General features: G+C 39.6%; 10 protein-coding genes. 9 read left to right on the top strand and 1 reads right to left on the bottom strand.

Annotated elements, in window-relative coordinates:
• The 8 genes from G457_RS0120075 to G457_RS0120035 form a co-directional block, all read left to right on the top strand.
• A partial coding sequence (locus tag G457_RS0120075) for a hypothetical protein (RefSeq protein ID WP_211230246.1) occupies positions 1-993 on the top strand: 993 nt, incomplete at its 5' end.
• Positions 981-1,469 carry a hypothetical protein gene (locus G457_RS0120070; RefSeq protein WP_026948054.1) on the top strand — a complete coding sequence of 163 codons (489 nt, stop codon included), beginning with the start codon at positions 981-983 and terminating at the stop codon, positions 1,467-1,469. The genes G457_RS0120075 and G457_RS0120070, both read left to right, overlap by 13 nt.
• Before the next feature lie 209 nt (positions 1,470-1,678).
• Positions 1,679-2,902, top strand: a complete 1,224-nt coding sequence (locus G457_RS0120065; protein ID WP_026948053.1) for a hypothetical protein — start codon at positions 1,679-1,681, stop codon at positions 2,900-2,902.
• Between the two features lie 85 nt (positions 2,903-2,987).
• Positions 2,988-3,464, top strand: a complete 477-nt coding sequence (locus G457_RS0120060) for a hypothetical protein (protein ID WP_155847206.1) — start codon at positions 2,988-2,990, stop codon at positions 3,462-3,464.
• Positions 3,465-3,869: 405 nt separating this feature from the next.
• Positions 3,870-5,186, top strand: a complete 1,317-nt coding sequence (locus tag G457_RS0120055) for a hypothetical protein (RefSeq protein WP_026948051.1) — start codon at positions 3,870-3,872, stop codon at positions 5,184-5,186.
• A complete protein-coding gene (locus G457_RS0120050) occupies positions 5,183-5,473 on the top strand; it encodes a hypothetical protein (RefSeq protein ID WP_026948050.1) in 291 nt (96 codons plus the stop codon). The genes G457_RS0120055 and G457_RS0120050 overlap by 4 nt, the downstream gene beginning before the upstream one ends.
• A 344-nt stretch (positions 5,474-5,817) precedes the next feature.
• Entirely contained in the window at positions 5,818-7,419 is a 1,602-nt protein-coding gene (locus G457_RS0120040) for a hypothetical protein (RefSeq protein WP_026948049.1), read from the top strand.
• Positions 7,410-8,027, top strand: a complete 618-nt coding sequence (locus G457_RS0120035) for a hypothetical protein (protein WP_155847205.1) — start codon at positions 7,410-7,412, stop codon at positions 8,025-8,027. Before G457_RS0120040 ends, G457_RS0120035 begins: the two co-directional genes overlap by 10 nt.
• Before the next feature lie 83 nt (positions 8,028-8,110).
• Here the strand turns inward: G457_RS0120035 and G457_RS0120030 are convergent, their stop codons facing one another.
• The gene (locus G457_RS0120030) at positions 8,111-9,973 is read right to left on the bottom strand and encodes a DUF4139 domain-containing protein (protein ID WP_026948047.1); all 1,863 of its coding nucleotides are present in this window, start codon (positions 9,971-9,973) and stop codon (positions 8,111-8,113) included.
• 117 nt (positions 9,974-10,090) lie between these two features.
• Here G457_RS0120030 and G457_RS0120025 point away from each other — a divergent pair, with 117 nt between their 5' ends.
• On the top strand, positions 10,091-10,873 hold the full coding sequence (locus tag G457_RS0120025) for an undecaprenyl-diphosphate phosphatase (protein WP_026948046.1): 783 nt from the start codon (positions 10,091-10,093) through the stop codon (positions 10,871-10,873).
• Positions 10,874-10,935: the final 62 nt, after the last annotated feature.

Genomic DNA, 10,935 nt, shown 5'->3' with positions numbered 1-10,935 from the left:
CATACAAGGGAGATGCAAAAGAATCCGGAAAATGCCCGCAAGATTGCGGTAAGCTCAGAAAACAAGAGTGACGAGGCGATTCATTGCTATGTAGTAGCTACTGATTGGTACGATGGCAGAACAGGAGAATATTTGGATACCACTCATGCACAAACCTGCGAATGGCAGCGGGGTGGATCTAGAAGTGGTGGAGGTCGCGGCGATGGAGGATATGAGGAAGAAAAACCAAGAGGAGGGGCAGATAGTCCTGGAGGTGGATGTATGAGTTGTTATGATCCATCGGAAGTTCCGGAGCCTAATCTGACAGTAAAAATTACACTTTCCATCAAAGCAAACCCAAGGATGAATTGTATCACCAATAAAATGTCCCTCAACAGCTTTGTAAAAGAAATCGCAAAATTCACGGAAACCGAACAAGACCCCGCCAATACTACTTTGAAACTCGGGCCGCTGTCTGGAGCAAATGGTCAGATGCAGCCTGATGGAAAAGGAAATTATGAAATAACAATTAATTCCTCGCAAGATGGACTGAACCGTCCTGATTTGCTGATTGCCAAAACAATTCTTCATGAATTAGTCCATGCAGAGATACAAGAGGCCTTAAGAAAAAAAGGGGTAACGGCTTGGGACAATGACTTTGGAAGAAATTTTGATACCTATGTGAAGTTATATAAAGGAAATAATGACCAGCATCATTCCTACATGGCAGAGCAACTATTGGGTAAAATGGGTGCTGCTTTAATGGATATCCATAAAAACCAGTTCCCCGAGGATTTTGCTAAATTGACAGCTTACATGAAAAGTACGGGAGACTATCCAAAGGGCATCCCAGTGGACTTCTATATGAATATCTGTTGGCAAGGCTTGCATGAAACAACAGCCTTCAGTGTCATGAAAAAAATCACTACCAATCCGCCGATATTGTCGCCATATGAGAAGTATGTGAGGGATATTTCTGATGCTAAAAAATTAACGAAACCATGTGGAAGTTAATTCTAGTTTTCTTTATTCTTTCTTTCCTGGTTAAGTCCAAAGAGAGATCAACCCTTATCATTCTTGATGACTGTGATAAGTGGAATAAGGTATCTCGTGGCAAGTTTAACAACCATTTTTCTTACTTAAGAGAAGTAGAAAAAATTGGTTTAGTTGGATTTATCTTTGGATGGATAGATGAAGACTATAGACTATCGACCAAATCCCTGACCTTTTCTGAAATAAGGAAATCCGAACCTCTGTATACCTCGCAATTTAGCATAAATGATTGGTATAGTTTACCGAGGGAATACGAGCGGGTTTTTATTCTAGCACCTGAAGATTACTGCTCGGAAAAGCGGTTTTTGCATGGTTATGAATTTACCCTCTATGAAGTCAACCTCTACGTAACTGCCGATACGGATGATGTGATCGAACCATTAAATTTGCTTCCACTTCCAGAAGTGGACTCGGTTAGAAGAAAAAAGAAGGATTGAAATCATTTATTGAATTCGAGAAGTAGAAAAAACAGCGGTCATTGGCCGCTGTTTTTTTGCCAAATCATTTGAAAATTAGATTTTAAGTTTTAGATTGACGTATCATTTAATCGATCAACTAAGCTAAATATTTATGAAAAACATTTTTGCCCCCCCCCAAGTACAAAAAGACAGCTAAATCCGGTTTAGCACTACTAGTTGGACTTTCCATGATACTATCCGCTTGTATTCCAGAACCAGAAAACCCGACCATCCAGCTCAGTGAAACTTCACAGCTGGCCCAGGTCCGGGACTGGTTTGAGGCCAATAAGACCAAGCTCCGACTACCTGATCGAGGCACGAACTTCCGAACAGAATCCCAAGAATTGATTTTACCCTTTTTTGAAAAAGAGCCTGATTGGGATCAGTTTCATCATTATTACTTTCCTGATGGACGGGAGGTTTTTGAAGTGAGTCTGGAAAATGAAAACTTGTATATTCCGAGAGCAAAGGATGCCGGAGCCAGTGAGGAAGATGTTGACTATTTCCAAAACATCCTATTCGTAAAGCATCCTACACTTCCCAAATTTGATCCTTTGATTATCAGATATTATCCAGATAAGAATACTTCCAACCGTGAATTCACAGAAATAAGCTATGAAATGATCGATGGAAAATGGAGCGGCTGGATTGATCTCTTTACATACGATGAGCACTACCTCATGGGGTATAAGGTCTCAGAAGGTGAATTGACTCATACAAGGCAGATGCAAAAGAGTCCGGAAAACGTCCGCAAAATTGCCGTCGGATCAGAAAATAAGGATGAGGCGATTCATTGCTATGTAGTAGCTACTGATTGGTATGACGGCAGAACAGGAGAATATTTGGATACCACTCATGCACAAACCTGCGAATGGCAGCGGGGTGGATCCAGAAGTGGTTATGGAGGATATTCAGGAGGAAGCTATGGTGGAGGCGGAGGCACAGATGGCCCTGGAGGTAATTGTAGCAGCTGTTATGATCCACCCTCCCTCAATAAACCGAATACCTTCCTCGATTTTTCATTAATACAAAACCCAGGAACAATAGACTTTAAAACAGCAACTCAAACTGAAATATTTTTACATATTCTAAGTCATTTAAAAATGGCGAAAAAAAATGGAAAAAGCTTAGATATTAGATCCATATTTTCTAATATCCCATTATACGGAACAAACGGTGCGCCAATTAATTCAGGAGTTGCAAAGATTGTTATTAACGGAATACGGTATGAAATATTTTTTGAATATGGGGTAAAATCTGAATGGAGCAAGATTAAATCATTTCCAGATTTTAGATATAAGGGAGATAATACCATATGGGACTATTATTTAGATGGTTCCTCTTCATTAAGAGGAGCTACATTTATAATCCCAAACGAAGTACAACCTGTTTTCCTAAAAAACTTTTATTAGTATTTAAATGAAAAGATTAATAAATCTATTGTTTCTTATCCTTTTCTCATGTAGTCAAGGACCATTAGAAGTAAATCAATCTAAGTTGGCTAAAGATTACACAATCACTTCAATTAATACATGGGGAGATATTCTATATTGGGTTGATTCAGCGGATAATTTTTCCGCCCAAAAACTTGACTCACTTAGTTTGAATCAAATAACATTTCTAGATTCTATTTCTTTGTTCGATTTAATCAACAATTCGAAATTGAAAGATTTGGAAAATATAGAGAAGGATAATATGTCAGGCATAATTAAAATTCCTGTAATAGATAGAATCAAAATTGATTCACTATTATTGGATTCATTAAAAATAAATTACTTTAAACACAAGTATATTAATTCTTATAACTGGAGAAATTTCTACAGGTCTCATTTCCTCTCATCATACTCAATTACAGAAGATATTTCCTATGATGGACTTATTTTCTGTTCTGATACAAATTTTGTAATGATTCATTTTATTAACGGAAAAGTAAAACAAATTGACATTGCTGATGAATTGGAAGATTTTGATTAAAATCCTCTGCTTTTGAAGAGTCGACATGCATGCGCTTTAATTAGATTCAGGTCCATTGCTTTTTTCTAATCTTTGCAGCTCACGTTGACTATATGATTCCAAAAAACTGGAGATGGAGAAAATTTTGGTGGTCTATCAATATATTCAGAATATTCAGAGATAAGTATTGTGATTAATGGTAAAAGAGATGGAGTTCTAGTTGGGATTCGTCCTTTAGTAAAAAGAGACAGCGGTCATTGGCCGCTTTTTTTTTGCCAAATCATTTGAAAATTAGATTTTAAGTTTTAGATTGACGTATCATTTAATCGATCAACTAAGCTAAATATTTATGAAAAACACTTTTGCCCCCCCCCCAAGTACAAAAAGATAGCTAAATCCGGTTTAGCACTACTATTTAGTCTGTCCATGATACTATCCGCTTGTATTCCAGAACCAGAAAACCCGACCATCCAGCTCAGTGAAACTTCACAGCTGGCTCAGGTCCGGGACTGGTTTGAGGCCAATAAGACCAAGCTCCGACTACCTGATCGAGGCACGAACTACCGAACAGAATCCCAAGAGCTGATTCTACCATTTTTCGAAAAAGAACCCGATTGGGAGCAGTTTCATCACTACTACTTTCCCGATGGACGGGAGGTCTTTGAAGTGAGTCTGGAGAATGAAAACTTGTATATTCCGAAAGCAAAGGATGCAGGAGCCAGTGAGGAAGATGTTGACTATTTTCAAAACATCCTATTCGTAAAGCATCCTACACTTCCCAAATTTGATCCTTTGATTATCCGATATTATCCAGACGATAATAGTTCCAACCGTGACTTTGAAGCAATCAGCTACCAAATGATCGACGAAAAATGGAGTGGCTGGATAGATCTGTTTACGTATGATGAGCACTACCTCATGGGATATAAGGTCACGGAAGGTGAATTGACTCATACAAGGGAGATGCAAAAGAATCCGGAAAATGCCCGCAAGATTGCGGTAAGCTCAGAAAACAAGAGTGACGAGGCGATTCATTGCTACCCGGTAGCTACTGATTGGTACGATGGTAGAACCGGAGAATATTTGGATACCACTTGGGCACAAACCTGCGAATGGCAGCGGGGTGGATCTAGAAGTGGTGGAGGTCGGGGCGATGGAGGATATGAGGAAGAAAAACCAAGAGGAGGGGCAGATAGTCCCGGAGGTGGATGTAAAAAATGTTATGATCCACCGGAAGTTCCGGAGCCAAAGCCAATTAAAAAGTTAAATTGTAACGAATTATGGAACACACATAACCAGGAAGCAAAAACCATGATGGAATTTAGATCTAGATATTATGGTAGAAGTTATGAAGAAATAATTTATGAACGTGGAGACCTTTCAATAACGGGTCTTGGCTCCCAGCCTGCTGGGCCTGTAATTGATTTTAGATATATTAAAGACCCACTAAATCCTTCTTTGATTATTGATATGAGGCATTTCCTTGTAATTGGGAAATTTGGAAGAGCGATTGGTGAAAGTGTCGAATTCTTACAATATCTAGCCCAATATGAAAGTGCTTTTGATGATCAAGATTATTATTCAAATGAATTAGGCTATTCATTTTTTAAGAAATATGGAAATGCTGTTAGAACCAATCCAACAGCCACAGCAGACTTCATTGTCAGCTTCCTTTCAGATCCAGAACTAAGAAATAGCATTAGTAGCCCTGATAAGTGTGACAAAAAAGATTTTGGATTATGAAAAAATTAATGCTATCCTTTATAATTGGTGTTTTGTTTCTATTTATAGTTTTTGTAACAAAAAAACATTTGAATGGAATAAGAAATGAAAAGTTTTTTCAAGAGATACAAATTAACTCAGATATTAATAAGGTCGTAGAAAAATTAGGTGAACCTAAATCGAAAAGATTATATAATGATTCTACAATGATTTACCTTTACTCAGTCCCTTTATTTTCTTCAAAAATTTTGGAGGTTAGATTTGACCAAAAAAGTGGAAAAATCACTAAAATCTATTCTTCAGATTAGAACTGTCACCTTCAAAAAATTATGTAGTTTATAAGGCGAGACGAACTGAATTATAATCCTTATACCTGAAGATTATTATGAAGTTACCCTCTATGAAGTCAACCTCTACGTAACTGCCGATACGGATGATGTGATCGAACCATTAAATTTGCTTCCCCTTCCAGAAGTGGACTCGATTAGAAGAAAAAAGAAGGATTGAAATCATTTATTGAATTCAAGAAGTAGAAAAAACAGCGGTCATTGGCCGCTTTTTTTTGCCAAATCATTTGAAAATTAGATTTTAAGTTTTAGATTGACGTATCATTTAATCGATCAACTAAGCTAAATATCTATGAAAAACATTTTTGCCCCCCCCCAAGTACAAAAAGATAGCTAAATCCGGTTTAGCACTACTATTTGGACTGTCCATCATTCTGTCCGCTTGTATTCCAGAACCAGAAAACCCGACCATCCAGCTCAGTGAAACTTCACAGCTGGCCCAGGTCCGGGACTGGTTTGAAGCCAATAAGACCAAGCTCCGCCTTCCCGAGCGTGGTACGAACTACCGAACAGAATCCCAAGAGCTGATTCTACCCTTCTTCGAAAAGGAACCCGATTGGGAGCAGTTTCATCATTACTACTTTCCTGATGGACGGGAGGTCTTTGAAACCAGTCTTGAAAATGCGAATAATTATTTCCCATCAGAGATGGCAGAAGCCTTTTCAGGTCAAAATCCGAGCGAAATAATGATCCAAAATATCCTGTTTGTGAGACATGCCACTCGGAATCAGTTCAACGTAGTCATTGCTCGGTACTATCCTGGCAATGAAGAATCAAAAATTAATTTCAATGAAATAAGTTATAATCAGATTCCTGTTTTTTGGACAGGTAAGTTAGAACTATTCACCTATGATGAACGATTCTTTGTCGGATTTGAATTTGAAGAAGGTGAGATGATATCTAGCTACACCAGACAATTACAAATTGGGGATAGAAGGAAAAATGAAGCCGGGATGGATGTACGATGTACCACACGTTATATTCCTGTTTATTACACACTTTGTGTTTCTCAGGAAGGATTTCCGCCGAACTGCACCAAAGAAATAGATTATTTCGTGGAACAAATTTCCTGTTACGGAGCGGATGGCGGAAGACCTAGCTATAGTTACATGGGAGGTGGAAATCCCCGAGAAAGCGATGCTGCCACAGATGGAGGCGGAAAAAACAATACTGACCCGACACCGCCGGAAATGCCGAAGCCTGGAATAATAAACAATTTAACGAATAAATGTGCTGATGGGATTTTCAAAGAAATTAAAAAAACAGGAATCAAATCAAATGAACCTAAAGGTACATTTGCAGTAGATCAGGAAATTTTAAAACTGTTTGATGAATCAACCAAATATGACTATGTAATACAGAATTCCGATAAACCCAATCAAACTACCCCTGTACCAGATATACGCTCAGGTAAAAGTGCTTTTTTAGTAAACTTGAATAATGACTATCTAAGCAAAGCAACTCAATTGTCTATTGCAAGAACAATCATTCATGAGTCAATCCATGCCTTTATTGAATACAAGCTTGTCAATGATGGTGTTTACTATTCTGAATTTACGGATAAATACTCTGATTATTTAAGAAGAAAGAGTTCTGATAGGATGAATAGAGCACAGCATGAGCTTATGGCTGAATATATAGAGGTTATGGCCTACAGTCTAAAGCAGTGGGATAGGGAATATGGCAACGGTAAAATGGGAAAACCATTATTGGATGACGATTACTATAGAGCTATGGCTTTCGGAGGTTTATTAGCAAATGATCCGCGTCAACAGCCTCCTAGTTTTCCTATTCCTACTGACTCCTTCAAGGCCCTAGTTCCAAAGGCTAGTGATCGGATGAAAATCATCAAAATCATTCAGAATGAACAAGAAGGCAATCAATCAAAAGGAACCAAATGCAACTAATCAAAATAGTATTTATAGGCCTATTGGTAATATTTCCATGGAGTAGGCACCTATCTGCTCAATCCTTGAATGAACAGGAATACAAAGTAATCAATGACCTATTTGGCTGTATGAGAGACTCCGAGAAGTATCATATTTATCAGTATCTAGTTCCTGATTCAGTATTTAAATATTTTATAGGCATAAACCCAGATAATCTTTGGAAACCTGTCTATTTGGACAAGGAAGAGTTTCACGATATTTTGGATAATTTTTCTTTCGATAGCAAGAAAATGGATAGTCTTGATAGACATTCTTACATCTTAGAAAATTCCAAATTAGAACGTGGCATTAAGATTAAGAAATCTCAAAATAAAGGGAAGCTTATATCTAGACCCTTGATTTCAGATAGATATGCGATAATCTATTCCAAAGATTCTTGTATTAGTCATAGGGAAGAATTCATCATAGCAAAAAAAATGAGTGCAACAGGGACATGGGTCTACTACGGTGATATTCTAATCTCTGAGTCATTTGTTGATCCTTTGATTCCAAAAAACTGGAGATGGAGAAAATTTTGGTGGTCTATCAATATATTCAGAATATTCAGAGATAAGTATTGTGATTAATGGTAAAAGAGATGGAGTTAAAATTGGATTTTTTCCTTTAGAATGAAGAAAACAGCGGTCCATGACCGCTGCTTTTTTTGTTTTTAGTCTAAAATAACTTTCTCCCGCTTCGGGTATTTGACTTCGTAGCGGAGATTGAGGACTTCCTGCTCTCCGGGTGGGATTTGGAGCTCCCAACTCACAATTCCAGTCTGGGGATTGAGCTTTCCTTTGCTGAGTTCGGTCGCTTCCACGGAAATATCCGAATTGACCGAAACAGGAATCTGATCCTGCACCAATATGGAAATAGACTGGGATTTATTGTTTCGGATAGTGATGGCATAGCCCCGACTCTCGGTGATATTGGATCCGATGGTTCGCTTTTGTGAAAACTCAGAGATTTTCTCCCGATTGATCAGAATGCTTCGGTCTCTGCCCATGGAGATAGACAGGGTATCTTCCAAGGCTCCGGTATTCAGAATGGATCGTCCCACGAAGCCTTGTTCGAAATAGAGGTTGCTTTCCCCTTCCAGGAGGCTATACTGACTCCAATCGCTCAACTGGGCGATCAAGAAGGCATCATTTTCCAGCTTTGGAATCGCTTTGTATTGATACTGAGCGGGAATCTCATAGTTCTTTAATTCCACCCGGCTCTTTTCTCCATTGCTGGCAATGCTGTAGGGTTCGGTAACTTCTATCTCGACAGTGGTTTGGTTTTCGATAAAAGAGGTGATGATTGGGGATGCATCTCGTCTGGGTTCTGTTGCGTTAGCAGTCAAAGAACGTTTTTCTTTTGATGCGTATCCTGTGACTACCATTTCTTGGAGTACCTGAGTATCAGGAGCCAGGGCCAAACTAAGCGTAGACCGACCATTGATCCCTACTTCTTCTGTTGCATAGCCTACGAATGAAAAAACCAATCGCTCGGCATTCTGAGGCAAGGTTAAGGTATACCGTCCATCCAAGTCGGTGGAGGTTCCGATGGTGCTTCCCTTCACCAAAACTGTCGCTCCAGGTAGGCCTTCCCCATTTTCATCCAAAACCACCCCAGAGATGGTCCCCGGTAGTCGGGGTAAGGACATATCCATGCGTCGGGTCAGTCGGGCATAGTTGAGTTCCCACTTGGGTAGTTCCGGTGCGACGCCGCTTTGATTGGGATTGCCATTCGAAAAGCGGAGCTTGACATCTTTCCAGTCCACACCGGTATTTTGAGAGACTTCCGCCTTGTAGTCGATTTGTATGGGTTCGCTGACGCTATTGACACGGATATCATACTTGGGATACCAACTGGCATTGGCCACCAGGTAATTGAATTCAAAAGTAGCCGTGCCAGCACTCGGAGCCTTTACTCGAATACGGATCTCAGACCGGGCTTCTTCTTCGGGTTCCTGATAGGTTTGGATTTGATTGCGCAACTTTCTGATTTCAGCATCCTGTTTTTTGATTTTGGTTTGGATGCTGATTTCCTCCTTTTTGATTCCTGTGAGCTCCCGCTCAAAAAGAGCAATCGCCTGCTGAAGTTCCGTGATACTTGGACCGGAATCTCTTCCGCCGAGGTTTTTATTTGCCTGGAGCAAATTCGATTTTTCGTTGAGCACCTCAAGACGGGCTTTGTCTTGCTCTTGCTCAGCTAGGATAGCATTGATTTGTTTGGTAAGATCTTCCACTTCCTTGCTGTAGTCCTTTTCCTGCAAATAATCCATTCGTTTATTCACCGCCTGAATGGTGAAATTGCCCAGACCTTTGACTTGGAGACTCTGCTCATTCAGGTAAGGGGAAAGTCCCTTTATCACCACTACCGACTCACCTGCAGGAATGGAACCGCTCGCCTTTTCAAAAACCTGAGCTCCTTGTAGAAATACGGTGACCTCCTGAATGGAGGATTTCAGGGGTTTTTCGGGGATGTTTTGAGCATTACCGAAACTGAGGCAACAGAAAAAGGCGATCAGGAATAAGAATTTGTCCATGGTACTGAATTTTTAGTAATCAAATAAAAAAATCGTTGATAAGCAATCTCTTCCTGTTAAAAAAAGCTAGGCAGTCGGGCAGGTATTTGTATTTTTGCCCGCAAACCAAAACCAATTATGACGCTTTTTCAATCGATTATCATTGCCGTTATCGAAGGACTGACCGAGTTCTTGCCGATTTCCTCTACCGGGCATATGATTTTGGCCTCTGCAGCCATGGGGATTCACGATGATGAATTTGTGAAGACCTTTGAAGTTTTTATTCAGTTGGGAGCCATCTTGGCCATTGCCTTGATGTATATCAAGCGATTTTTTCGAGGCTTGAAGATTTATTACAAGTTGCTGGCAGCATTTATTCCAACCGCTATCGTTGGACTTTTGGCTTATGATTTTATCAAAGGCTATTTGTTTAATCCAGTGGTGGTATCCGTTTCTTTGATTCTGGGTGGAGTGATTTTGATTTTGATTGATAAAAAAGTGGTCAATCAAACCTCCGACTTGGCAGAAGTGGAGGATATCTCCTATCGAAGTGCCTTTTTCATTGGGCTTTTTCAGTGTCTTTCCATGGTTCCTGGCACTTCCCGTGCCGCAGCGACTATTATCGGTGGGGTTTTCAATGGTTTAGACAAAAAGCAAGCGACGGAGTTCTCTTTTCTACTCGCCGTGCCGACCATGATGGCTGCGGGTGGATATGACCTGTTGAAGTCTGAACTGACTTTTACCCAAGAGCAGATTATTTTACTCGCTTTGGGCTCTGGGATCGCCTTTATTTCAGCTTGGTTTGCAGTAAAGTTATTTTTGAAATTCGTCTCCAATCACGGCTTTACTGCTTTTGGCTGGTACCGAATCGTGCTGGGAATACTATTTTTGATCTTCATGTGGGGTACGGATTTGGGTTGATTGTAAAATATGATTAACAAAAAATGTGTATAATTGTAAATTGTAATTTACAAAAATCATAT

This window comes from Algoriphagus marincola DSM 16067 (assembly GCF_000429405.1).
GTDB lineage: Bacteria > Bacteroidota > Bacteroidia > Cytophagales > Cyclobacteriaceae > Algoriphagus > Algoriphagus marincola.
This window is presented reverse-complemented; position numbering and strand designations above follow the sequence as displayed.